The organism is Afipia massiliensis (assembly GCF_001006325.2).
GTDB lineage: Bacteria > Pseudomonadota > Alphaproteobacteria > Rhizobiales > Xanthobacteraceae > Afipia > Afipia massiliensis_A.
On sequence record NZ_LBIA02000001.1, the window covers coordinates 43063 to 68638 of the forward strand.

The following is a 25576-nucleotide window of genomic DNA, read 5'->3' on the forward strand; positions in this document are numbered from 1 at the left end:
CCAATGTGCTTTCAGTAGCCTGTCATTTCCAGATAGCCGATGCCAGTGTGGCTGCCTTTAAAGCTGATCGGGCCTTCCCAATAGGCGAATCGCGTGCCCATCCAGCTTTTCGCATTCAGCGGCACGCTGTCGATCTTCAACCCTCGCTCGGAAATTGCGACGCTCCACGATGTCGGCAGCTTGCGGCCATCGATATCGGTCGATCCGGTGGGCGTCATGGTGATCGCGGTCGTGGCTAGCGGCACCGAGTGTCCGCTGCCGTCAATCCAGTTACCGGCGAAATAATGACCGCCGTCCTTCTGCCGCAGGCGAAACAGCATGACCTTTTCGCCGGAATCGAGATGCAGCGAAACCCAGTCCCACCCGGTCTGGTCGGATGCCAGCGGCTGGCTGCTCCATTCGCGGTCCATCCACGCACGGCCTGTGACGGCGACCTGTTTATCGCCCAGCACAATCGTGCCCGACGCCGAAAAGTAGGGTTGGCTGAAATAGTACGACGCCTGCCCGCGTTCCGATTTCCTGCTGTAGCCGCCGTCCCCCTGCAACACCAGCGGACGATCCGCAGTGAGATTCAGGGCGTAACTGAAATCCGCACCCGATGCTGAGACCGCGATCGGCGCAACATTCTGCGCGCTGAAAGCATCAAGCCCGCGCATCTCCCATGAATCAATCCATGCATGAAACGGCACCGCCTCCGCGCCGGCCTGGCCCACGCCGCCGCGCGCGAACTTCTCGGCATAGCGATGCGTGGTCGCGCTGGTGATCGCAGCGTGTCCCATCCAGATCTGCTGATTGGCCCAGCCGTCCTGCTGTGCTCCGGGAGCCATGGCCTGCCGGAACAGCGTCCATTGCGCGCCCCACTGGGCGCCACTGGCGTCATTCAAGTTCGCGGTGAGATACCACCACTCGATGCGGTAATCCGGATGCGGCCCGTGATCACGCGGAAATTCGAGCGCTCTGCCCGGCACCACCGCCGCAAATCCCTCACTCTCACCGCCCAATCCTGCAAAGCCCTGCGCGCGCGCGAACCCGTCACTGAGCATTGCGAGCAGACTGCCGCCCACGAAGGCGCGACGGTCGATATGAGTTTTAACGCTCATTGGCGAAAATCTTCGCAAGGGTTGCGGGTTGCAACCGGATCAGCCGGAGGATCGGCAGGCACGTCGCTAGCAATGCTGCCAGCATCGCAACCGCAAGCAGTTCCAGCAACTGCGCAGGGAAAACATGCAGCGGCAGACGCCAGCCGAACGCCTTGACGTTCACCACCGCCACCAGACACCACGCCACCAGAATTCCGAGCGGCAGCGCCAGCAGCGCCGTGATGAACGCAACCGACATGGTTTTCAGCAGTTCGATCCCCGCGAGCCGCCGCCGCGTCAGCCCCAGCGCCCACAACGGCGCCAGTTGCGGAAGCCTGCTGTTGCTGAGCGTGAGGAGACTTGTCAGCAGCGCGACCCCCGCGACACCGAGCGTGAAGGCATTCAGCGCCGACGTTACTGCAAATGTGCGGTTGAAGATGCGGGTCGACTCCGCCTTCAGCGTCGCCTGATCCAGCAGCCGACTGGCATCGAGTCCGAATTTTTCGCGAATGGTTGCGACGAGCTCAGGCACCTTCGCCGGCGAGACGCGCAACCCGAACCGCGTCCGGGCGATCTCCGGCCATCGTTTGGCTAGCGCATCGATATCGATCCCGATCTGACCTTTTGGATTGCCGTAATCGGGATAGATCCCGGCAACCTCGACCTGCCACGGTCCCGTCGTCGCCGGCAGCACGATGCGTTCGCCGAGACGAACTTTGAGCCGCCGCGCCAGTTGCTCGCTGACCAGCGCCCCCTCGCCCGCGCGCACCTTGTCCCAGACGTGCGGTACCGACTCCAGCAGCGGCCAGCGCTCGCGATAGGTCGCGTGGTCGGCGAAACCAAGAACCTCCACCGGCAGTGTGTCCAGCGTCACATCGGTGCGCCACGCGGGCAGGATGGCCTCCACTTCAGGCCGCTGACGCAGCCACGTCACGATCTCTGAAGCTTGCGCATCGCTGTTTGCATTCAGATAGACCTCGGCCGCGAGCCGGTCGTCGAGCCAGTTCGTGAAGGTGCGCGAGAAACTCTGCACCATGGTGCCGACGCCGACATTCACGGCCAGTGCGAGCAATAGCGCCATCAGCGCCAGCGACAATCCCGGCAGTTGCTGCCGGCTGTCGGCCCAGAACCATTTGACCAGCGGACGCTCTGTGCCGCGCTGCCCGAAATTTAGCACAGCACCGAGCAGCACCGGCAATGCCAGCGCCGCCGCCAGCAGCAATCCCGCCAGCACCAGAAATCCCGATGCGAGGGAATCCCCAAAGTAGAAGCATCCCGCAGCGGCAATGACGACCGCGAGCGCCAGCAAGCCCTGCCGCTTCAGCCATCGTTGCTGCTCCTGTTGCCAGGCATAGGGCTGCGCCGCAGCCAGAACAGGAAGACGATAGATGCGATAGAGCCCCGCACCCGCTGCGAGCAGCGCACCGAGAATGCTCATGCCGAGGCCCGATAGCCACCAGCTTGCTTTCAGCGTGAGCTGTCCCGGAACCTGTGCGCCATAAAGCCCGCGCAGGCTCGCGACTACATCGGGCAGCAGGAACGCCGCGACGAAATAACCGCAGATCAACCCGACAATGCCTGACACAATCGCCAGCGATACCAACTCAATCACCAGCACGACGGTGAGCGCCCGCGCCGACACCCCACAGGCGCGCATGGTCCGCAACATCGGCAGCCGCTGCTCGAACGCGAGCCCGATCGCCGAATGGACGATAAAGAGACCGACCACGAATGACAGCAGGCCGAATGCCGTGAGGTTCAGATGAAAGCTGCTGGTGAGGCGTTCGAGATCACTCGGCGCGCCCGCTTCCGTCAGTCGCAGCTTGTCGCCAACGACCTGCTCGAGCGGCGGCCGCTTTCCACTACTCTGTTCGCCGACCAGGAGCCGCGACACCTGATCCGGCATTTTGAGACTACGCTGCGCGATGCCGATGTCGACCACCAGAACACCCGGCGCGAGATTGTCCTGCACAGCCAGCGGCGGCAGCGATGTCCCGCCGCCTATCACCGGCGATGCACCTTCCGGCAGCTTCAGGTCGGACAATGTCTCCGGCGCAACAAGTGTCTGACCCGGCGGCATCAGGAACGTCTGCAAATTCGCCTGGCCGATATCCGGCGCAGGCCCCGCCCCGGTAGGCAGGGACACCGGTTCGATACCGAGCAGCCGGAATGCACGTCCACCGATCAGGACGCGGCCTTCCACCACCGGCGACACTGGCCAGTTAGCGCGGCGCAGATCGACAAAGAGCTGCTGCGGGAAAATCGGGCTGTCGCGACCGACCAGCATCGCCGTGTTGCCGCCGCCGAATGTCGCCGCCGCGCGGTCGTAGCTGCTGCGCGCCTGTTGATTGAGCGCCTGCACCCCGCTCCACAGCGCGGTGGCTGAAATCAATCCGACCAGCAAGGTGGCGAGTTGCATCCGGTGCCGCTTCCAGTGGCTCAACAGACCCACGAGAATCCACAGCGGACGCGTCATGTGATCCGCCCCGCGGTGAGATGGACCCGCCGGTCGAGCGTCGCCGCAAGCCGCTCGCTGTGCGTCACCATGAGAAAACCGCAGCCTGTGCGCGCGACCAGATCGCGCGCAAGCGCCAGCACATCGTCGGCAGTTTTCTCGTCGAGATTTCCAGTCGGCTCGTCAGCCAGCAGCACCAGCGGCTTGATCGCCAGCGCGCGCCCAATCGCCACGCGTTGTTGCTGCCCTCCGGACAATTGCTCGGGATAGCGGTCGAGCAGCGCGCTCAACCCAAGGCGCTGCACCAGTTCGTCCTGCCATGCTGGATCGTGACGTCCCGCGATCCGTGCCTGGAACGCGAGGTTATCGCTGACCTGAAGACTGGGGATCAGATTGAACTGCTGAAACACGAGACCGAGCCGGTCGCGTCGCATGGCGGCCCGGTCGCCGTCCGAGAGATCGGATACCAACGCGCCGTCGAGCCAGACTTCGCCGCTGTCCGCCTTGTCGAGACCTGCGATCAGATGAAGAAGCGTGCTCTTGCCGCTGCCGGACTCGCCGGTAAGCGCCACGCTTTCGCCTGCGGCCAGCGCAAGATCGACGCCGCGCAAAACCGCAAGCTGCTCCTCCGACGTCCGATAGGATTTGGTGAGGTTGCGAACCGTCAGCATGATCGCGGCGATCATACACTCCCGCGAAGGGAGCGTACAATCGCCGCGACGTTCATATCAGCGTATCATGTCAGATTGAGTTCGTACTTCTCGATGTCCTTGGCTCGCTCGGAGCCTGCCGCCGCCCGGTGATCGGTCGCGATCATGGTGTACACCGCTGGCAGCACGAACAGAGTGAACAGCGTGCCGATCGTCATGCCGGCCACGACGACCAGGCCGATGGAGAAGCGGCTCGCCGCACCGGCACCGCTGGCCGTCAGCAACGGCAGCAGACCGGCGACCATCGCCGCGGTCGTCATCAGGATCGGCCGCAACCGGACCCGCGCAGAGTGTTCGATCGCGGTTCTGCGATCCAGACCTTCCTTCAACTGGAGCTCGTTGGCGAACTCCACCATCAGGATGCCGTGCTTGCTGATCAATCCGATCAGCGTCACCAGACCGACCTGCGTGTAGATGTTGATTGTCGCCAGACCGAAGTACAGCGGAAGCAACGCCCCCGAGATCGCCATCGGCACCGAGATCAGGATGACCAGCGGGTCGCGGAGACTTTCGAACTGCGCGGCCAGCACCAGGAAGATGATGATGAGCGCGAACAAGAAGGTGACAGCGAGCTGATTTCCTTCCTGCACGTATTGCCGCGAGTCCGCGAGAAAGTCGCGGCTGAAGCCTGCGGGCAGTTGCTTGGCCTGCTCCTCGAGGAATTCAACGGCCCGGCCGACCGTGACGCCCGGCATTGGCACAGCCTGGAAGGTTGCCGAATTCAACTGGTTGAAATGCGTCAGCGCGTTCGGATTGGTCTTGGTTTCGATGCTGACAATGGTCGAAAGCGGAACCTGCCGGCCACCGTTCGTTGCGACGTAATACTTCTCCAGCGATTCCGGCGACAGTCGAAGGTCACGCGGCACCTGCGGGATCACCTGATAGGAGCGCCCTTCCAGATTGAACCGGTTGACGTAGTTACCGCCAAGCAGCGTCGACAGCGTGGTGCCGACCGCCGCCATGTTGATACCGAGATCGTTTGCTTTCGACCGGTCGATGTTGACGCGCACCACCGGCTGGTTGAACGCCAGATCGCTATCGGCCACGATGAACAGGCCGCTCGCGCGCGCCGCCTTCTTCAGCTTTTCCATCTGCTCGAAGACAGCCTGGAATCCGCTGGTGGTGCTGATCACCATCTGGATAGGCAAGCCGCCCGGCCCGCCCGGCAGCGGCGGCAGGTTGAACGCGAACGCGTTGACGCCTTCGATCTTGCTCAGTTCATTCTGAACCAAGGGTTTCAGCGCAAGCGACGACCGCGTCCGCTCATCCCACGGTTTCAGGATCATGCCGGCGATGCCGTTGGCAGGTCCGCTGATGCCGTTGATGATGAAACGCAGATCGGTTTCCGGGAAACTTCCGAAAGCCTTGTCGAGCTTGGTGCCGTAATAGTTGCTGTAGTCGATATTGGCGTACTGCGGCGCCTTGGTTACCGAGAAGAGAATGCCCTGATCTTCTTCCGGCGCCAGCTCCTTGCTGGTGTTCATGTACATGAAGCCGACAAGGAACAGGATGGTCGCGCAGAAAAGAACGGTGATCGGGCGGTAGTCCAGCGAGCGGTCGAGCTTGCGCCCATACCAGCGGGTGACCTTGCCGAACACGTTATCGACGATCTTGGCAAACTTGCCATGATCGCTGCCGCTCTTGAGCAACACCGAGCACATCATCGGCGATAGCGTCAACGCCACGACGCCGGAGATGATCACCGAGCCTGCTAGCGTAAACGCGAACTCGCGGAACAGCGCGCCGGTCAGACCGCCGAGGAACCCGATCGGCGCATACACCGCCGCCAGCGTGATGGTCATGGAGATGACCGGCCCGACGATTTCCCGCGCGCCGACCAGAGAAGCTTCAACGGGCGATTTGCCCTCCTCCAGATGCCGGTGGATGTTTTCGACCACGACAATCGCGTCGTCGACCACAAGTCCGATGGCAAGCACCATCGCCAGCAGCGTCAGCAGGTTGAGCGTAAAGCCCATCGCCAGCATCAGGATGCAGGCGCCGACCAGCGATAGCGGAATGGTGACGACCGGAATGATGACCGAGCGCAGCGAAGCCAGGAACAGGAAGATCACAACGACCACGATGACGACCGCCTCGACCAAGGTGTTGCGCACCTCGTCGATCGACGACTGAATGAACTTGGTCGAATCGTAAGCCACCCGCATTTTCAGCGACGGCGGCAGATTGCGCTCAATCTCCGGGAACAGCGCGCGAACGCCCTTCACGATGTTCAGCGGGTTGCCCTGCGGCGTGGACTGCACGCCGATGAAGATGGCCTGCTGGCCGCTGAGCGACACGCTGGAATCCGTGCTCTGCGCACCCAGTTCGACGGTCGCGATATCCTCAAGCCTGACGAAGCCGCCATCCTTGGCCTTCACGGTCATCCGCTTGAACTGGTCGATACTGGTCAGGTCGGTATTGGTCGTCACGTTGGAGACGATGAAATACCCTTTGGTTTGACCGGCGGCTGCCTGGAAGTTGTTGGCCCTGATTGCCGCCTGGACATCGTCCGGCGACACATTGCGGCCGGCCATACGCGCCGGATCGAGCCAGATGCGGGTCGCCAGCGTCTGCGCGCCGAGAATATCGGCCGAGGCGACGCCGTCGACCGTCGCCAGGATCGGCTGAACGACGCGCGCGAGATAATCGGAAATCTGCGGTCCGCTCAGTTCGTCGCTGGCGAAGCCGAGATACATCACCGCCGTGGTCTGGCCGGTCGATTTGGTGATGACGGGATCGTTGGATTCCCTCGGAATCAGATACCTGACCGAGCTCACCTTTGAGCTGACTTCGGTCAGCGCCGAATTCGGGTCGACGTTGAGCTTGACGTAGACTGTGATCGTGCTCAAGCCCTGCACCGAGGACGACGTGATGTAATCGACGCCTTCCGCCGACGCCACCGCCTGCTCGATCGGCTGCGTGATGAAGCCCTGCATCAGGTCCGGCGACGCGCCGGGATACGACGTCGTAATCGTGACGACGGTATTCGACAGCTTGGGATACTGGCGAATTCCCAGATGCGTCGCCGCCTGGAAACCGATCAGCAGGATCAGCAGGCTGACGACAAGCGACAGCACCGGCCGCTTGATGAAGATATCAGTGAAGGCCATGAGCGGCGCTCCGTTCAAAAATCAATTGCGCGGCGGCTGCGCGGGAATCGGCGGCGGCGGATCGGCCGAGATCGCGACGGCCGAACCAGACTGGAGCTTGAGCTGTCCCACGGCGACGACACGATCGCCGGGTTTTACGCCGCTGGTAATGACGACCCGCCCGTGAATGCGAGGACCGGTCTTCACAAAGGTCCGGTCCGTCTTCAGCGAAGCCTTCCCGTTCGCATCCTTCGTTTCGGTGATCAGCCAAACGGAATCGCCGTAGAGCGTGTAGTCAACGGCGGTCTCCGGCACGGTGACCACCGCGGGCTTCGGCGGCAGTTCAACTGTGGTGGTCGCAAACATGCCGGGCTGCAGAATCCGGTCCGGATTCGCCAGCGTGGCCTGAATCCGCACGTTGCGGGTGTCGGCGCTGATCTGCGGCTCGATCGTGGTGATCTTGCCCTCGAAGGTGCGGCCCGGATAGGCGTCCACAACGATGCGAACGGTCTGGCCGACATTGAGAACCGCGCGGTCCTTTTCAGTCGCCGTGAAGTTCAGGAACAGTTGCGACAGATCGGTCAACGAGACGATCTGCGTTCCGGCGCTCAGATACTGGCCGAGCTCGACCATGCGCACGCCGAGGTCGCCGTCGAACGGCGCCTTGATCCGCTTCTGCGAGATGATGGCTTCGGTCTTGGCAACCGCCGCCTGGGCCTGATCGAAAGCCGCCTGCGACTGGTCGACCGTCGCCTGCGGACCAAAGCTCTTCGCTGCGAGCGCCTTGGCGCGATCGAGCGCAAGCGAAGCCGCCAGCGTCTGCGCCTTATAGCTGGCAAGATCGCTCTGATCTGGCGCGTCGAAAATCTGGATGAGCGGATCGCCCGCCTTCACTTTCGAACCCGCCGTAAACAGGATCTCGGTGACACGGCCGCTGACGTCGGTGGTGACGTTGACCTGATGAACCGCGGCGAGATCGCCGACGCCGGTCAGCAGGTTCGGCAGTACTTCCGATTTCGCTTCAGCAACGGCAACGTTGGTCGGAGGCGGCTTCATGCTCGCGAAGTATTTCTTGATGCCTTCGCTGCGCAGGTGGTTGAAGCCGACAATGACCACCAGCAACAGCGCAAGTGCGCCGCCGATGATGATCATCCAGCGTCGCATGCGCACAGGCTTATGCTGCGTCTTTTCGCTCGACGAAGGGGGCTGATGAGAAGGTGTGCTCTTGGCGTCCATGTTATGCACTTTCCGCAATCCGGACCGCCGCATTCGAGAGCGGTGGAACGGTATCCAAATAAGAATTGATAGCCCGGCCGCTCATTCCGATTCCTCGCAGAATGAACTGGCAAATCTGACGTTCGAAGTCCGGTGCGCTGGGATACGTCAACGAGGGAGTCGCAGGAAGCCTTGCCAGGGCAATCATGTGAACAACCTGATGCGCGAACCAGAAAAGGTTTAGCGATTCTCCCTCGACCCGCTCCACGTCGCCGGCTTCGATGGCGCTTTCAAGCGAGGCCTTGAAGATGGGGCCGATCAGGTCTCCGATTTTGTCATAGAGCAGCCTTGCGAATTCGCCATCGGTCAACTGGCTGGAGATTAGCAGCCTGACGCGCTGGGCGTCTTCCTGGTCCGGCGCATCGGTGGCGCGCATGAAATGCACAACCATTTCGCGGATAAGAATGACAAGCGTCGCCGTCGATGGTTTCAGCTCGCGCAGCCGAATCAGCTCCGGATCAGCCTCACAGGCTTCCGCGAGAATTTCGGTATAGAGTGCGGCTTTAGTTGGGAAATGCTTGAACAGCAGCCCCTCGGAGATGCCTGCAGCCTGCGCGACGCTGCGCGTCGTCGTCCCCGCAAAACCGTACAGGGCGAAACAACGTTTGGCCGCTTCCAGGATTTGCTCCCGGCGGAGATCGCTCGTCAGTCTGATTGTGCTCATTCGGCGTGTGAGTAAGCACTCACTTAGCCCAAAGTCAATTGGATTTGCTGCTGTGCAGCGCGCAATTCCGCCACATTTGAACCACCGCGCCCCGCCGCAGGGCATCGGCACCGCACACTGATCCGGCGGCGTGGAACAGCATGTCATCCGACGAACGCGCCGGTACCCTGTGTTGATTGTCCCGCCTTCGGCTCACAACCAAAGCGCGTTGCAACGATGTTCTGACGCTGCACAGAAAGGAGGTCTTGCCTAAATCGATCGAACCCGCCTCAATGCGCTCCAACGAATGGTCCCTGCGTCAGCAGGAAGACCGCAAGGCCCGCTATGAACAGGGTCACGAGGGGGAGATGGTATGACGACGGTAAATACACCGCCGGGCAGTGACCCGACGGTCATTTCCGACGAGGCTTTGCGCAAAGCCGAGGAATTCATCGAAGCGGATGAGGGAGCGACCAACAGGCTCGGCGGACTGGCCGGCCAGACCGTCACCGTCATCGCCATCGCAATGAGCCTGTTTCATCTCTATGCGGCCTACGCGATCGTCCCGACGCAGGAGCTGCGCTATACCCACGTCGCGTTCACGCTGGTGCTCAGCTTCCTGCTGTTTCCGTTGGCCGCGCGCTTTCGCAACCGCGTGCGCTGGTGGGATGTGATCCCCGGCATTCTTGCCGTCGCGACCATCGTCTACGCATTGTCGGGCGGCGACGATTTCACCGACCGCGCCACGACGCCCGATCGCTGGGACGTTATCGTCGGCATCATCTTTATCGTCCTCGTGCTGGAGGCGACCCGCCGCACCACGGGCGCGATCATGCCAGTGGTCGCCGTCTTTTTCATCGCCTATGCGATGCTGGGCCCGCATCTCCCTGCCCCCTGGACGCACCGAGGCTATGACCTGTCGCGGCTGGTCGGACATCTATTCATCACGCTCGAAGGTATTTTTGGCGTCGCGGTCGATGTGTCGGCGACGCTGATCATCCTGTTCACGATCTTCGGGGCGTTCCTTCAGCAGTCGGGCGCCGGAAAATTCTTCATCGATTTCTCGCTGGCGATGATGGGCGGCAAGCCGAACAGCGCCGGGCGCACCGTGGTGCTGTCATCATTCCTGCTCGGCGGGCCGTCAGGATCGGGCGTGGCCACGACAGTGATGATCGGCACCGTCGCCTATCCGATGATGAAGAAGGCCGGCTTCGAGAAAAACGCCGCCGGCGGCCTTCTCGCCGCGGGCGGACTTGGCGCCATCCTGTCACCGCCGGTGCTCGGCGCCGCGGCGTTCCTGATCGCGGAGTTTCTCAAGATCAGCTATCTCGACGTGATCTGGATGGCGACCATCCCGACCTGTCTCTATTACCTCTCGCTGCTGATCATGGTCGAGCTCGACGCCAAGCGCTTCCATGCGCGCGACGTCGACTTCAAACCGGAGATGTCGCTCGGCACAATGACCAAGCGGTACGGCTTCCACTTCATCTCCCTCATCGCCGTCGTCTTCTTCATGGTGATCGGTTATTCGCCGGCATTGTCGGTGTTCTACGCGATCATCACCACATTCGCGCTGAGCTTCCTGCGCAAAGATACCGCGCTGATGCCTCCGAAGCTGAAGCGCGCGCTGGCTGATGGATCAATCGGTGCGCTCAATGCCGCCACGACCTGTGCATGCGCCGGCATCGTCGTCGGCATCGTGACGCTGACAGGACTCGGCCTGAAATTCTCCTCGATCGTGATTGCCTACGCTGGTGGTAGCCTGCTGCTCACGGCGATCTACACGGCGCTGATCGTCTGGATCATCGGACTCGCCGTGCCTGTCACGGCGTCCTACATCATTTGCGCGGTGATCGCGGCCCCTGCCCTGATCAAGCTCGGAGTGCCGGACTACGCCGCGCACATGTTCATCTTCTACTATGCGGTGCTCTCCGAGGTCTCGCCGCCAACGGCGCTTTCGCCTTTCGCGGCAGCAGCCATCACCGGCGGCGATCCCTACAAGACCACGCTGCAATCGTGGAAATACACCCTGCCCGCGTTCCTGGTGCCGTTCGTATTCGTGCTGGACCCGCAGGGCGTCGGACTGCTGCTCAACATTCCGAAAGGCGGCTCGTGGGTTGATGTCTTCGAAATCACCCTCAAAACCACGCTCGGCCTGATGGCGCTGGCGGCGGCGGCACAGGGCTGGGTCTTGCGGCATACCACGCTGATCGAACGCGGACTGCTGATCCTCTCGGGACTTCTGCTGGTGTTCCCGAGCCTGATCGAAGCTTTGATCGAAGCGGCGATTGGTCGCGATATCTCTTATACTTATGTACCCGGCGTCCTGATCGGATTGGGGGTATTGTTATGGCAGGCAAAGGGGCCGGCGCTTCAACGACCGGCCTGAACGTTTCACAGGGAGGAACACTGGAATGAAAAGAACGACAAAAATCGCTGCGGTGCTTGCCGTCGCGCTATCCGCTGGGCTGGCGCTGACCGCCCACGCACAGCAGAAAACGATGGCAATCGGAACGGGCGGCACCGGCGGCGTGTACTACCCGCTCGGCGGCGCGATCGCGAACGTCCTGTCGAAAAACCTGCCGAACGTGCAGGCCACCGCCGAAGTGACCGGCGGCTCGGTCGACAATCTGAAGCTCATCGGCACCGGGAAGAACGAACTCGGCTTCACGATGGCCGATGCGGCGCTCGACGCCTACAAGGGCGAGGACAAATTCAAGAGCGGAAAGATTCCGCTGCAGGCGCTCCTCGTGGTTTACCCGAACCGCATGCATGTCGTGACCGTTGAGAGCACCGGCATCAAGACGATGGCCGACCTCAAGGGCAAGCGCGTCTCCACCGGCTCGCCCGGCGGCGCGACCGAGGTCATGGCTTTCCGCGTGATCGAGGCTGCCGGTCTCGACAAGGACAAGGACATGAAGCGCGAACGCCTCGGCGTCGCGGAATCCGTCAACGCCATCAAGGACGGCAAGATTGACGCGTTCTTCTGGGTCGGCGGCATTCCCACCGCATCGGTCACCGACCTCGCCGCCACACCCGGCGTCAAGCTCAAGCTGATCGACCACGCCGACGTCGTCGAGAAAATGAACGCCAAGTACGGCAAGCTCTATAGCGCGGGCATCATCAAGGCCGGATCGTATCCAGGCTACGATGTCGACAACAAGATGGCCGAGGTCTGGAACATCATCGTCACCGGCGATAAGATGAGCAACGACGACGCCTACAACATCGTCAAGACGCTGGTGGAAAAGAAGGCCGATATCGTCGCCGTGCACAAGGAAGCGGAAAGCTTCTCGCTCGACAACCAGGTGCAGGATCGCTCCCCGGTGCCGTTCCATCCCGGTGCGATGAAATACTTCAAGGAAAAGGGCAAAGGCGGCTAGGCCTAAGCCGAATTGCTTCGATGAACCCCGGCTTCGCGCCGGGGTTTTTTCGTTGCACTATGGAATGTCCTTCGGCGCGTCTCGATCAATCGCGAAATCGTCGAACCACGGCTGATGGTTGCCGGCAATCGACGCTGCAATCATGCGCGAAGCAAGATAGCTGTAGGTAATTCCGTTGCCGCCGTAACCGTATGCCGCGTGAATACGCGGATGACCGGGCACACGCCCGATCAGCGGCAGGCCGTCGGTCGTGGTGCCAAACGTTCCGGACCACACGAATTCGGCCACCGGCTCGGCATGCGACCACAGCCCGTTCAGCTTGCGCAGGATGGTCTCCGCCTTCGCCGGCATCAACTTGTCGCGTGCTTCCGGCTCGATCACCTGATCGTCGTCCTCGCCGCCCACGATGATCCGGTTGTCCCGCGTTGTGCGTGCGTAACTGTAATTCTCGGAAGCTTCCCAGATCAGCGTGCCATCGCGCCAGATTGCGCCGGCCGGCTGCGGAGGTGTCGCGACGGCCCAGCTCGACGAAATCTTGTGAAGACTGGAGGTAAGAAATTCCGGCATCACATAGCCTGTCGCGAGCACGACCTGCTTCGCCTCGATCACATGACCGCTGTCGAGTTCGACAACGACCGCCTGCCCGCTGTTGTCGTAATTTTCCGCGCTGGCATCGAATATCTTGACTCCATGTATCGTCGCCATCGCCAGCAACGCCTGACACAGCAACAACGGGTCTGCGTCCGCCGAGCCTATCGAATGGATCGCCGCCTCCCGGTAGAGGCCGAACTGTTCCAGCAGCGTCAGGTGATCCAGATATTCGCCGGGCAGCCCGGCACGCATGCGAAGCGCGTGTTCGGCCTGCAATTCGCGCGCACCGACTTTGCCCGCCGCCAGATACAGCGAACGCTTGTGCCGCATGCCGCATGCGAGTTGGTGCGTATTCACCAGCTCAGCCAGCCCGCTGACCGCGCTGAAGCTGCGGCGATAGATGTTCGCAGCGCGCTCGAACCCATACATGGCGGTGAGATCGCTCAGGGAGCTATCGATCTCCCACAGCAGCATGGCCGTGCTGGCGGTCGTGCTGCCGAGGCCGGGGCGCTGCCGGTCGATGATACAGACTTCATGCCCCTGCGATGCAAGATGCTCGGCTGCCAGCGAACCGGTGACGCCGGCGCCGACAACCAGAATTTCACAGCGGAAATCCCGATCGACGGACGGGCGGACGGGCTGCACGAGCCGGTGGCTCCACGGCGACGTGCCTCCGCGCAAATCGTTTTGCCGAACTCTCTCTGGATCGAACATCATTCGCTTCAATCATGGCTGGAAACGGCACTCCCCTGTGCCGCGATCATGATGACGCCAGAACGTGGCAAAAGTTCCTTCGCTAGTGCCCCGATCCGAAGTTCGCTTCATTTGGCTCGCAAGTCCGCAAACAGAGGGTGCGGTAACGATGATGCGGACTTGCGACCGCCACACCCGCCGTCAGGCCCCCTCGTCCAGCGCGACCAGCTCACGCTTCTTGCGCAGCGCCGGCAGCAAAGGCGCGATCAGCAGGATCGCGGCCACTACGAGGCAGACCGCCGAGATCGGGCGCTGCACGAATGTCATCAGGTCGCCCTGGGACAGGATCAGCGACTTGCGCAGGTTGTTCTCCATCAGCGGTCCGAGCACGAATGCAAGAACCAGCGGAGCCGGTTCGTATCCAAACTTGCGCATCAGGTAGCCGATGACGCCGAATCCGACCATGACATAGACGTCGAAGACATTGTTGCTGCTGCAATAAACGCCGACGATGGTGAACAGCAGGATCATCGGAAACAGCACGTTGTAGGGCAGCTTCAGCAACTGCACCCACATGCCGATCAGCGGCAGGTTGAGGATCAGCAACATGACGTTGCCGATATACATGCTGGCAATGATGCCCCAGAACAATCCGGGATTCTGGGTGATCAGCAGCGGCCCCGGTTGCAGGCCGTGAATGACGAAGGCTCCGAGCAGCAGCGCCATCACGACGTTCGGCGGAATTCCCAGCGTCAGCAGCGGAATGAACGCGCCGCCCGCCGCGGCGTTGTTGGCCGCTTCGGGCCCGGCGACACCTTCGATGGCGCCCTTGCCGAAGCGCTCCGGCGTTTTCGACAGGCGCTTCTCCAGCGCATAGGAGCCGAATGACGCAACCACCGCGCCGCCGCCCGGCAGAATGCCGAGGAAGAACCCCAGGATCGTTCCGCGCCCCATCGGCCCGGCGCTGGCCTTCCAGTCGGCCTTGCTGGGCAAAAGGTGCGAGATTTTCGCACTGATGACGTCCCGCTTGATGACCTGCTCGATATTGATCAGGACTTCGGCGACGCCGAACAGGCCCATCACCACCGGCACCAGGCCGATGCCGTCGATCAGTTCGAGACGGCCGAATGTCAGCCGCGGCATCGCGTTGATGCTGTCCAGCCCGATCAGACCAAGCACGACGCCGATGCACGCCATCAGCAGCGCCTTGGCCATCGAGCCCTGGGTGAGGAATGTCAGAACCACAAGGCCGAGCACCATCAGGCTGAAATACTCCGCCGGGCCGAACGCAACCGCGACGCTGGCGAGCGAAGGCGCGATCAGCATCAATGCAATCAGCGAGAACGTGCCCGCGATAAACGATCCGAGCGCGGAGATGCCGAGCGCCGGCCCGGCCCGGCCTTGCTTCGCCATCTGGTGACCGTCGAGACAAGTCACGACCGACGCTGCCTCGCCCGGAATGTTGACGAGAATCGACGTGGTCGAGCCGCCATACATTGAGCCGTAGTAGATACCGGCCATCATGATGATGCCGGACTCGGGCGTGCCGGACAGCGTCACCGGCAGCAGCAGCGACATCGCCGAGATCGGACCGATGCCTGGCAGCACACCGACCAGCGTGCCGATGAATACGCCGATGAAACAATACAGCAGGTTGACCGGCTGAAGCGCGACGCCGAGACCGTGCGAGACGTTGACGAGAACATCCATGAGCTTGCCCGATCAACCGATACCGAAAATGCCCGAAGGCAACTGGATAAGGAGCGCGCGCTTCAATACCCACCAGACGCCGAGCGGCGCCAGTACGGCGAGCGGAATCGCCAGCGTCCAGCGCACCGGGTCGATGACACGCAACAGCAGCAACAGCAGCGGGATCGATGACAGGAGAAATCCGAGCGGCTGAAGGAGGAGTGCGAATAGTGACAGACATGCGGTGACGATCAGCGGCTTGGTCCAGCGCGTTCCCGCCCACAGCGACCCGACGGTCGGCCCGCCTTCCGTGACTGCCGCGACAATGATCGACAGCGCGAACAGGCACATCAGGATGCCCGTGTAGAACAGGACGAAGCCCGATCCGGGATCGTTGATGCTGCCGATCTTGAGCTTGTAGCCCGACCAGATCACGAACATGCCGAGCGCGAGCCCGACCAGCCCGCCCCATAGTTCGGAGTTGTTCAGCCCGCTTTTTGCACGGCCCGCCTCTGCCATCGCCCATCTCCCCCAGCGTCAGATCAGGGCCCGCGGCAAGCGCGAGCCCTGCATTAAGCACGCAGACCTTTAGTTGGTCTTTTTGGCGAGCCCGAGTGTATCGATCACCTTGCGTTCGGAGTTGGTGACCTCGGCGACGAACTTCTTGTACTCCTCGGTGTTCTTGTAATTTGCCACCATGTCGAACTTCGCCAGCGTCGCGATGACCGCCGGGTCTTCGATCGCCTTCTTGAAGGCATCGTGCAGCTTGGCGACGATCTTCGGGTCCATGCCCTTCGGGCCCGCGATACCGAACGGCGAGTCATAGACCATGTCGTATCCAAGTTCCTTGAGCGTCGGCGCATCGGGGAAATTCGGCGAACGCTTCGACGTCCACACCATCAAGAGACGCAGCTTGCCCGCATCGACCAGCGGCCGCCAACCGGTGGAATCAGCCTGCAGCATGGTGTGGTTGCCGAGCACTGCGGCGTTGGTCTCCGCGCCGCCCTTGAACGGCACCTGCGTCAGCTTGATTCCGGCCTTGCCTGCGATCTGCTCCATACCGATATGCAGCGATGTTCCCGCCCCCGGTGTCGCATAGGTCACCTTGCCGGGGTTGGCCTTGGCGAAATCGACCACATCCTTCCAGGTCTTGAACTGCGATTCCGCGTTGGTGGTCACGCCGAAGGTGTAGCCGGTCAGGTGGACGATGTAAGTGAAATCCTTCTCCGGATTCCACGACACGTCCTGCATCAGCGGAAGACGGAAAACCGTGATCGGGATCTGCGAAATGGTGTAACCGTCCGGCTTCGCCGCCGCAGCCATCGTCGCCGGGCCGACCGTGCCGCCGCCGCCGGCCTTATTGTCCACCACAACCGGCTGCCCGAGAATTTTCGAGGCGCTTTCGGCGATCGCGCGCATGGAAATGTCGGTCGAGCCGCCCGCGGGCCAGGGCACGATCAGTGTGATCGGCTTGATGGGATACTCCTGCGCCATCGCGACACCGCAAACCGCTGCGAACGCAGCCGCTGCCAATCCGGTCTTCAGTACGGTTCGATAAGTCGTTACGCTTCGATAAGCCATATGATCATTTCTCCCTTGGAGGTTCGTGATGATGTCCGAACCTGTCTTGTTCTATTTTTATGGAGTGATGATCCCCGAAATCGGCGCGAAAGAAAAGCAAGGAGACGCATGAAGTCGAAGTTATTGCGACGCATCAGGCCACTGCGTCGTATAATCCCAGAATGTGCTACCTCTCGTTCGCTTAGCGAAACAGACCGCCCCACATTCAGACACCGCACCGCGCGTGCCCCGGAAATCCTGCCTCTTTTGACATCATCGAATCGAGCCCAACGGCGTCGCGGATCGGCTATGGTCATGGAACCATCAGCACCCGGCCGTTGCCAACGGAGCCCTCAATGCACCGCGTTACCATCACCCTTGACGACGATCTCATGGCGGACCTGGACCGCATGATCGAGCAGCACGGCTATCAGAATCGTTCCGAGGCCATCCGCGATTTCGCCCGGGCCGGGATGCAGCAGGCCGCACAGGATGCCGGAAAGGCCGGCGGCGAATGCGTCGCCGCGCTGGTCTATGTCTACGATCACGCCGCGCGCGATCTCTCCAGCCGCCTTGTCAACAATTTCCACGATCACCACGATCTGTCGCTGGCGACGCTGCATGTGCATCTGGACAACGACAACTGCATGGAGATCACCGCGCTGAAGGGCCGGACTACCGATGTGCAGCATCTGGCCGATCATGTCATCGCGGAACGCGGGGTACGCTATGGCCGCGTGGTGATGATCCCCACCGACCCCGGCGCCAAGCCCTCCGCTGCGCGCAAGCGTCCGGCGCACCGGCACACCTGACCCTCCATTTCCGGAGATGTTTCCGGCACAAACCTGCGGTATCGATCCATTATGACAAAAGCCAGATCCAATCTTCAGATCGATTCCGCGCGCCTCTGGGGCGATATTCATGAAACCGCAAAATTCGGCGCCACTCCGAAAGGCGGTGTGAAACGCCTTACTCTGGGCGCAGAGGACAAGCAGGTGCGCGACTGGTTCCGCGCCGCCTGCGAGGCAGCGGGCTGCGAAGTCCGCGTCGATGCGCTCGGCACCATGTTCGCGATCCGTCCCGGCCGCGACATGTCGAAGCCGCCGATCGGGATCGGCTCGCATCTCGACACCCAGCCGACCGGCGGCAAGTATGACGGTATCCTTGGCACGCTGGCCGCGCTGGAAGTGGTCCGCGCCCTGAACGATGCCGGGATCGAGACCGACATTCCGGTTTGCGTCTGCAACTGGACCAACGAGGAAGGCTCGCGCTACGCGCCGGCGATGATGGCCTCCGCCGCCTATGCCGGCGACTACACCACCGACGATATTCTCGGCCGGAAGGATGCCGACGGCATCACCGTCGCGGACGCGCTCGATACCATCGGCTATCGCGGCGCAGATGCGGTGGGGAAACAAAAATTCAGCGCCTTCGTCGAATTGCATATCGAACAGGGCCCATTGTTGGAGGCCGAGAACAAAACCATCGGCGTGGTCGATCGCGGCCAGGGCATCATCTGGTACGATGGCACGATTTCAGGCTTCGCCAGCCATGCCGGCACGACGCCGATGCCGCTGCGCAAGGACGCGCTGGCGGCATTTTCGGAAGTTGTGCTCGCGGTGGAAAAGATCGCGCGCGATCACGGGCCGAATGCGGTCGGCACCATCGGCGAAATCAAGATCGACAATCCATCGCGCAACGTCATCCCCGGCGATCTCGCGTTCACGGTGGACATCCGCAGTTCGGAATCAAACATTCTCGACGGCCTGCATAGCGCCATACAGGCCGCCGTCGCCGAGATCGCCGCCCGCCGCAAGGTGAGCATCGATGTCCAGCAGATCTGGCGGAAAGAACCTACCGTCTTCAACACCACGCTGGTTGATGCAGTTGAGGCTGCCACCAAGGAAATGGGCTACAGCCACCGCCGCATCACGTCCGGTGCAGGGCACGATGCCTGCAATCTGGCGGGTGTCGTTCCGGCGGCGATGATCTTCGTGCCCTGCAAGGACGGCATCAGCCACAACGAACTGGAAGACGCGACGCAGACCGACTGCACGGCGGGTGCCAACGTGCTGCTGCATACCGTTCTGGCGCTGGCAGGCGTTGCATCCGCGCCGAATGCGAATAGCTAAGCTCCAAGTTCTCACCGGAAGCAAATCTTCATGACCACTCGCCCTCCCGCGGCTGCGCCCGTCGCCCCGCGCCGCCCTCACAGCTTCACGCATCACGGCATCACCGTGATCGACGATTATGCGTGGCTGAAGGACGACAACTGGCAGGAGGTGCTGCGCGAACCATCGGTGCTCAAGCCGGACATCCGGGCCTATCTCGAAGCCGAAAATGCCTACGCCGACACGGTGCTCGGTCACACCACAGAGCTTCAGCAAAAGCTCGTGGCTGAAATGCGCGCCCGCATAAAAGAGGACGACTCCAGCGTTCCCTCGCCCGACGGGCCGTTTGCGTACTTTCATAAGTATCGTGAAGGCGGCCAGCACGAGCAGATCGGCCGGCAGCCCCGTGACGGCGGCGAGGCGCGTTTCATCATCGACGGCGATGAGCTGGCGAAGCAGACCGAATACTTCAAATTCGGGGAAGCGCGCCACTCCCCCGACCACACGCTGGAAGCATGGAGCGCGGACGTCCGTGGCTCGGAATATTTCACCATCCGCGTTCGTGACTGGCAAACAGGAATCGACAGCGCCGACATTGTCGAGGAAACCGATGGCGGCATCGTCTGGGCGGCGGATTCAAAATCGTTCTTCTACGTCAAGCTCGACGGCAATCACCGCCCGATGCAGGTGTATCGTCACACACTCGGCACGCCGCAGTCCGACGACGCGCTGGTCTACGAGGAAAGCGACTCCGGCTGGTTCACCCATATTCATGAAAGCGCCAGCGGCCGCTTCTGCGTGATTGCGGGCGGCGATCATGAAACGTCCGAGCAGCGGCTGATTGATCTGAGCGCGCCCGAGGCCAAGCCGCGCCTGATCGCAAAGCGTGAGGACGGCGTACAGTATTCTGTTGCGGATCGCGGCGATCAGTTGTTCATCCTGACCAACGCGGATGAGGCCGTCGACTTCAAGATCGTCACCGCGCCGCTCGCGTCACCAGCCCGCAAGAACTGGCGTGACCTGATCCCGCACCGGCCCGGCACCTATATCATCGATCTCGAGCTTTATTCCGGTCATCTGGTGCGGATGGAACGCACCAACGCGCTGCCGTCCATCGTCATCCGCGATCTTGCGACCCTGCAGGAACACGCCATAGCCTTCGACGAGGCGGCCTATTCGCTCGGCACCCTTGGCGGCTACGAATTCGACACCACGCAGATCCGGTTCTCCTACTCGTCGATGACGACGCCATCGGAAGTGTTCGACTACGACATGGTTAGCCGCCAGCGCACCTTGCGCAAGCGTCAGGAAATTCCGTCCGGCCACAACCCTGCCGACTATGTCACCACGCGGATCATGGCGACATCCAACGATGGCGCCCAGGTGCCGGTGTCGATCCTCCATCGCAATGACCTCAAGCGCGACGGCAGCGCGCCGCTGCTGCTGTACGGCTACGGTTCCTACGGCAGCTCTATGCCGGCGTCGTTCTCCACAAACCGGCTGTCGCTGGTCGATCGCGGCTTCGTCTATGCCATCGCGCATATCCGCGGCGGCGCGGACAAGGGCTGGGGCTGGTATCTCGACGGCAAGCGCGAGAAGAAAACGAAAACGTTCGACGACTTCGCCGCCGCCGGCCAGGCGATGATCGAAGCGAAATACACCTCCGCGAAAAGGATCGTCGGCCACGGCGGCAGCGCGGGCGGCATGTTGATGGGCGCTGTGGCGAACCGCTCGGGCGAACTGTTCGCGGGCATCGTCGCCGAAGTCCCGTTTGTCGATGTGCTGAACACCATGCTCGATGAGTCGCTGCCGCTGACGCCGCCGGAATGGCCCGAATGGGGCAACCCGATCGAGAGCGCGGCCGATTTCAAGACCATCCTGTCGTATTCGCCGTACGACAATGTCGCGGCGAAAGACTATCCCGCGATTCTGGCAATGGGCGGCCTCGCCGATCCGCGCGTGACCTATTGGGAGCCAGCAAAATGGATTGCACGGCTGCGCCCGGTGATGACGGGCGGCGGGCCAGTGTTGTTGCGCACCAACATGGGAGCTGGCCATGGCGGCGCATCGGGCCGCTTCAACAGGCTGGATGAAATCGCGATTGTTTACGCGTTTGCGCTGTGGGCGGTGGGACTGGCGGATGGTGAAAGCTAAAGCTTTCCTCTTACCTTACAGGTAATTTAATCGCCGTCGTCAGACCCTCATGATGCAATTTGATTCCGTTGCAGCGCGTCGTGACGCGCTGCTTTTCTGTGCCATACTCAGTTACTGACCCGCTGCCTCTCGTTTCCGGAATGCCCGCATGCGCCGCCTGCCCTTCTATTACGGCTGGATCATTGTCGCCGTAACCTTCATCACCATGGGCATCGGCGTGAATGCCCGCACCTCGTTCTCGCTGTTCTTCTCGCCGATCGTCGATGAATTCGGCTGGGATCGCGGCATCACCGCGGGCGCGTTCTCTGTCGGCTTTCTGGTCTCGGCGCTGCTCAGTCCCTTGATGGGCAAGCTGATGGACCGCAGCGGTCCGCGCACCGTCATGGAACTTGGCGTGGTTCTAATGGGAGCCGGCCTCCTGCTCGCGCCGCTGACGACGCAGCCGTGGCATCTCTATGTCACCATCGGATGCCTCGTTGGCGCGGGCAGCATCTGCCTCGGTTATTCCGGCCAGTCGCTGTTTCTGCCTAACTGGTTCGTCAGGCGCCGTGGCCTCGCTGTCGGTCTCGCCTTCGCCGGCGTCGGCATCGGCTCCATCATCATCCTGCCCTGGGTGCAACTCCTGATCGACAGGAGCGGCTGGCGCGCTGCGAGTTGGGCGATGGGCATTCTCGTGCTCGTTGTGCTGATCCCGCTCAATCTTCTGTTACGCAAACGCCCCGAGGACATCGGCCTGCAACCGGACGGCGACGCCGCGCCGACGGCAACGACGATTCCGCCTCCATCGAACATCGTCGATCCGGCATGGGCTGCAACCGACTGGACGCTCGGCCTTGCGGTGCGCACCGCACGGTTCTGGTGGATTTCGCTCGGCTATTTCTGCGGTCTCTATGTCTGGTACGCCGTGCAAGTGCATCAGACCAAGTATCTCGTCGAGATCGGATTCAGTTCGACCTCGGCGGCATGGGCGCTGGGCATGGTCAGCCTGATCGGCATCCCGGGACAGATCGCGCTCGGCTATCTCTCGGACCGCATCGGCCGCGAATGGATCTGGACGATTTCGAGTCTTGGCTTCGCGATCTGCTTCGCGGCGCTGATCGCGTTGCAGTTCGCACCGACGCTGCTGCTGGTTTACGTCATGGTCGTGGTGCAGGGATTCCTCGGATACGGATTCACCTCCATCATGGGCGCGGTCGTTGCCGAGATCTTCCAGGGCAAGCACTTCGGAACGATCTTCGGCACCATCGGCTTCACCGCGCTGGCCGGCGGCGCGGCAGGGCCTTGGGTGACCGGCATCCTGCATGACATCTACGGCGACTACACGCTGGCCTTCATCATCGGCATTGCCGTGAGCGCGCTGTCCGCCGCCGCGATCTGGCTGGCTGCTCCGGGCAAGGTCCGCGCCGTTGCGGGGCGCATGGACCGGATCGCGAAGGCGGCCTAAAGCCCGATCTGCACCGGATAGCCTTCGCGCAGTGCATTAACGATCGACGGCGGCGTCAAAAGCTTCGCGTCAGCCAAATCAGCAAATGCGCGGCTGTAGCCCGAAAACGACCAGCGCCAGACTTCGCCGTTCGCGATCAGGTAGCTTTCGCCTTCACTGGTCACCATCGTGCCATCCGGCAGCTTGAGTGCCGCTACGCCCAACGGATGCAGCCGTTTTTCGCGGCCATCGAGACGCTCGCCGTGAAGCACGGCGTCCATTTCGGTCGCATAAGGCTTTGCGCGACTGTTGCCTTTGGCCCATGCGTCGCGAAACGCCGTCGCCTCGTCCCGGCGGCAGTAAAAGCACGGACGATGCCCTGCCGCGAAGGATGTCGCTTCATCGAGGAAGAACAGCTCGGTCCAGCTTCGTCGGTCCATCACCTTGCGCCTGCGTCCGCGAAACTCGCAGACGCAGGTGATCCACGCCTTCGACGACCAGCGACGGTTCAGCAGCGTCTTCGTCGCCGGATCGTGGATGATGCCGCGATTGCCGGTGAAGCGACCGCGATGCGCGGTCGCGACGATTTCACCGAACGGCGACACGCGGTTTTTGAGGGGCATGAGGCCTCGTCACTCACAACGTCGTCCCGGTGGAGGCCGGGACCCATAACCACCGTTTTCTCTGCAGAGGTACGTTGAACATTTCTTCGCACGATACCCTGACAGGGAGTATGGGTCCCGGCCTCCGCCGGGACGACCCGAAAACTGACTACGTCACTCAGATCAACCGAAGCTCCGCCTCAGCCCAGCACATCCTGATTGATGACATTCTCGCGGATAGGTTTGCCGTCGAGCGCACTGAGGATGTTCTTGGCGGTTTGCAGGCTCATGCGGTCGAGCGCCTCGCGCGTCACGCCCGCCACATGCGGCGCGGTGATGACGTTATCGAGCTTGAACAGCGGATGATCCGGCCGCGGCGGCTCCTGCGCAAACACGTCGATGCCCGCGCCCGCGATCTTGCCAGAGGTCAGCGCCGCATGGAGTGCGTCTTCATCGACGATGCCGCCGCGCGCAGTGTTGATGAGGTAAGCCGTCGGCTTCATCATCTGCAATTGCGCCGTGCTGAACATATTGACGGTTTCCGGCGATTTCGGACAATGGATCGACACGAAATCGGCGCGTGGCAGCGCGGTGTTGAGATCGGTTACATATTCCGCGCCCGCCGCCTCAACCTCGGCGGCAGATTTGAATGGGTCATAGACCAGAACGTTCATCTCCATCGCCACCAGTCGCTTCACTGTCCGGCTACCGATGCGGCCGAAGCCGACCACCAGCGCGGTCTTTCCGAGCAGGTCGAAGGGGATTGCACCGAGCCGCTTGGTCCAGTTGCCGCTCTTCACAAGGGCATCGAGTTCAGCCGCGCGCTTCGCCAGCGCCAGCATCATGAACAGTGCGCATTCGGCCACCGATGGCGAGTTCGCGATGCCGGTGGTCATCAGCGGAATCTTGCGGGCGCTCAGTGCCGCGACATCGACCGCGTCGTAACCGACGCCAATGCGCGTAACGACCATCATTTCGCCCGACGAGACGATCTCGTTCGCGCCGAAGCGCGTGCCGCCCAGCGCCACGCCGTTGACCGGCGCATGCTGCCGCAGCATTTCGTTGAAATCCGGGGCAGAGATCGTGTTGGGAAACTCGATGGCCTCGATGTCGCTGCGCTCCCGCAACAGGGCCCAACCACCGGGCGACAGGGTTTCCACGATCAGCAGTTTCTTCTTGTTGGTCGCCATTTCATCCCCTGATGTTTGTTGATTTTCGTTCAGCGCGAGGCGCAAGTCGCCCATCATCGCCTTGTTTCGCCTCTTCCCGCAAGCCGGGAAAGGAGCCGAACCGTGCCCTTGCAGCGATCACGTTGCAAAGGCAAACTCCCCACGCCGCACCGTTCGGATCGGCAGAAAACAACAACAGGAGATCAACCCGTGACCCAGCCCGCGCCCCATCCCGCATCCCTGCTCGAGACATTGGCACGCTGGGACACGCCGACCATCTGCAACGCGCTGGAAGTGGTCGCGCCCGAACGCCGGCTGATCGGTTTCACTACCAAGCCACTGGTCTGCCCGTTTCCGGACTTGCAGCCGATGGTCGGCTATGCCCGCACCGCAACAATCCGGGCGACATCGCCGTCGAGTTTGTCGGCGGCCGATCAACGTGCCCAGCGCGCCGCCTATTACGAATATTGCGGCACAGGCTTTGGCCCGCGCATCAGCGTCATTCAGGATCTCGACGGCGCGAACATTGGATTCGGCGCGTTCTGGGGCGAGGTCAACAGTTCGGTGCACAAGGCACTCGGCTGCCTTGGCGTCGTCACCGACGGGTCGATCCGCGACATTCCGGCGTGGGCGCCGGGCTTTCAGGCGCTGGCCGGCAGCATCGGGCCCTCGCACGCGTATGTTCATCTCGCCGGATTCGGCGAGGATGTTTGCGTCGCCGGCATGACGGTGAGCTCGGATGATCTGATTCATGCAGACCGCCATGGCGCGGTCGTGATTCCGGCCAATGTCGCGGCGAAACTCCCCGATGCCGCGCGGCTGTGCGAGCGCCGCGAAGAGCCGATCCTGGGTATCGCCCGCGATCCCGGCTTCACCGTGGAGAAGCTCAAGGAAGCGCTGGCCAAGGCCGCGGAGATTCACTAACGCGTGACGATGGCGCAAGCCTTCTC

The 25576-nt window shown here is 62.0% G+C and carries 19 protein-coding genes; 7 read left to right on the plus strand and 12 right to left on the minus strand.

All coding sequences use genetic code 11. From position 1 onward, the window contains the following. Positions 1-11: 11 nt before the first annotated feature. From YH63_RS00175 to YH63_RS00200, 6 genes are all read right to left on the minus strand, one after another. Entirely contained in the window at positions 12-1100 is a 1089-nt protein-coding gene (locus YH63_RS00175; protein ID WP_046829359.1) for a lipocalin-like domain-containing protein, read from the minus strand. Next, a complete protein-coding gene (locus tag YH63_RS00180) occupies positions 1090-3555 on the minus strand; it encodes an ABC transporter permease (protein ID WP_046829358.1) in 2466 nt (821 codons plus the stop codon). Before YH63_RS00180 ends, YH63_RS00175 begins: the two co-directional genes overlap by 11 nt. After that, positions 3552-4220: an ABC transporter ATP-binding protein gene (locus tag YH63_RS00185; RefSeq protein ID WP_046829357.1), complete on the minus strand. Its 669-nt coding sequence runs from the start codon at positions 4218-4220 to the stop codon at positions 3552-3554. Before YH63_RS00185 ends, YH63_RS00180 begins: the two co-directional genes overlap by 4 nt. A 50-nt stretch (positions 4221-4270) precedes the next feature. After that, positions 4271-7354, minus strand: coding sequence for a MexW/MexI family multidrug efflux RND transporter permease subunit (locus YH63_RS00190; protein WP_046829356.1), 3084 nt, complete (start codon positions 7352-7354; stop codon positions 4271-4273). 21 nt (positions 7355-7375) lie between these two features. Next, positions 7376-8497 carry an efflux RND transporter periplasmic adaptor subunit gene (locus YH63_RS00195; RefSeq protein ID WP_083992732.1) on the minus strand — a complete coding sequence of 374 codons (1122 nt, stop codon included), beginning with the start codon at positions 8495-8497 and terminating at the stop codon, positions 7376-7378. Between the two features lie 73 nt (positions 8498-8570). Then, positions 8571-9272, minus strand: coding sequence for a TetR/AcrR family transcriptional regulator (locus tag YH63_RS00200; protein ID WP_046829354.1), 702 nt, complete (start codon positions 9270-9272; stop codon positions 8571-8573). A 352-nt stretch (positions 9273-9624) separates the two neighbouring features. Between YH63_RS00200 and YH63_RS00205 the strand changes: the two genes are divergently transcribed. Beyond that, on the plus strand, positions 9625-11640 hold the full coding sequence (locus tag YH63_RS00205; protein WP_046829353.1) for a TRAP transporter permease: 2016 nt from the start codon (positions 9625-9627) through the stop codon (positions 11638-11640). Positions 11641-11665: 25 nt separating this feature from the next. Then, entirely contained in the window at positions 11666-12634 is a 969-nt protein-coding gene (locus YH63_RS00210) for a TAXI family TRAP transporter solute-binding subunit (protein ID WP_046829352.1), read from the plus strand. A gap of 57 nt (positions 12635-12691) precedes the next feature. Here the strand turns inward: YH63_RS00210 and YH63_RS00215 are convergent, their stop codons facing one another. From YH63_RS00215 to YH63_RS00230, 4 genes are all read right to left on the minus strand, one after another. Then, on the minus strand, positions 12692-13942 hold the full coding sequence (locus YH63_RS00215; protein ID WP_083992684.1) for an NAD(P)/FAD-dependent oxidoreductase: 1251 nt from the start codon (positions 13940-13942) through the stop codon (positions 12692-12694). A gap of 177 nt (positions 13943-14119) precedes the next feature. Continuing rightward, entirely contained in the window at positions 14120-15628 is a 1509-nt protein-coding gene (locus tag YH63_RS00220; RefSeq protein WP_046829351.1) for a tripartite tricarboxylate transporter permease, read from the minus strand. A 12-nt stretch (positions 15629-15640) separates the two neighbouring features. Then, positions 15641-16126, minus strand: coding sequence for a tripartite tricarboxylate transporter TctB family protein (locus YH63_RS00225; protein WP_046829350.1), 486 nt, complete (start codon positions 16124-16126; stop codon positions 15641-15643). A gap of 69 nt (positions 16127-16195) precedes the next feature. Further along, positions 16196-17101, minus strand: a complete 906-nt coding sequence (locus tag YH63_RS00230) for a tripartite tricarboxylate transporter substrate binding protein (protein ID WP_246658103.1) — start codon at positions 17099-17101, stop codon at positions 16196-16198. 422 nt (positions 17102-17523) lie between these two features. Between YH63_RS00230 and nikR the strand changes: the two genes are divergently transcribed. The 4 genes from nikR to YH63_RS00250 all read left to right on the plus strand — a co-directional run bounded on the left by nikR (position 17524) and on the right by YH63_RS00250 (position 22876). Beyond that, the gene (gene nikR / locus YH63_RS00235; RefSeq protein WP_046829348.1) at positions 17524-17979 is read left to right on the plus strand and encodes a nickel-responsive transcriptional regulator NikR; all 456 of its coding nucleotides are present in this window, start codon (positions 17524-17526) and stop codon (positions 17977-17979) included. Between the two features lie 51 nt (positions 17980-18030). Then, positions 18031-19299, plus strand: coding sequence for a Zn-dependent hydrolase (locus YH63_RS00240; protein WP_046829347.1), 1269 nt, complete (start codon positions 18031-18033; stop codon positions 19297-19299). A 30-nt stretch (positions 19300-19329) separates the two neighbouring features. Next, positions 19330-21432 (plus strand): S9 family peptidase, encoded by a 2103-nt coding sequence (locus YH63_RS00245; protein WP_046829346.1) that lies wholly within the window; start codon positions 19330-19332, stop codon positions 21430-21432. A gap of 148 nt (positions 21433-21580) precedes the next feature. Further along, positions 21581-22876 (plus strand): MFS transporter, encoded by a 1296-nt coding sequence (locus YH63_RS00250; protein WP_046829345.1) that lies wholly within the window; start codon positions 21581-21583, stop codon positions 22874-22876. Here YH63_RS00250 and YH63_RS00255 read toward each other — a convergent pair. Together YH63_RS00255 and YH63_RS00260 are read right to left on the minus strand one after the other, a co-directional pair. Then, a complete protein-coding gene (locus tag YH63_RS00255) occupies positions 22873-23478 on the minus strand; it encodes a hypothetical protein (RefSeq protein ID WP_046829344.1) in 606 nt (201 codons plus the stop codon). The genes YH63_RS00250 and YH63_RS00255 overlap by 4 nt on opposite strands. A gap of 179 nt (positions 23479-23657) precedes the next feature. After that, positions 23658-24647: a hydroxyacid dehydrogenase gene (locus YH63_RS00260; RefSeq protein WP_046829872.1), complete on the minus strand. Its 990-nt coding sequence runs from the start codon at positions 24645-24647 to the stop codon at positions 23658-23660. Between the two features lie 189 nt (positions 24648-24836). Here YH63_RS00260 and YH63_RS00265 point away from each other — a divergent pair, with 189 nt between their 5' ends. Beyond that, a complete protein-coding gene (locus YH63_RS00265; protein WP_046829343.1) occupies positions 24837-25550 on the plus strand; it encodes an RraA family protein in 714 nt (237 codons plus the stop codon). The last annotated feature ends 26 nt before the right edge of the window (positions 25551-25576 follow it).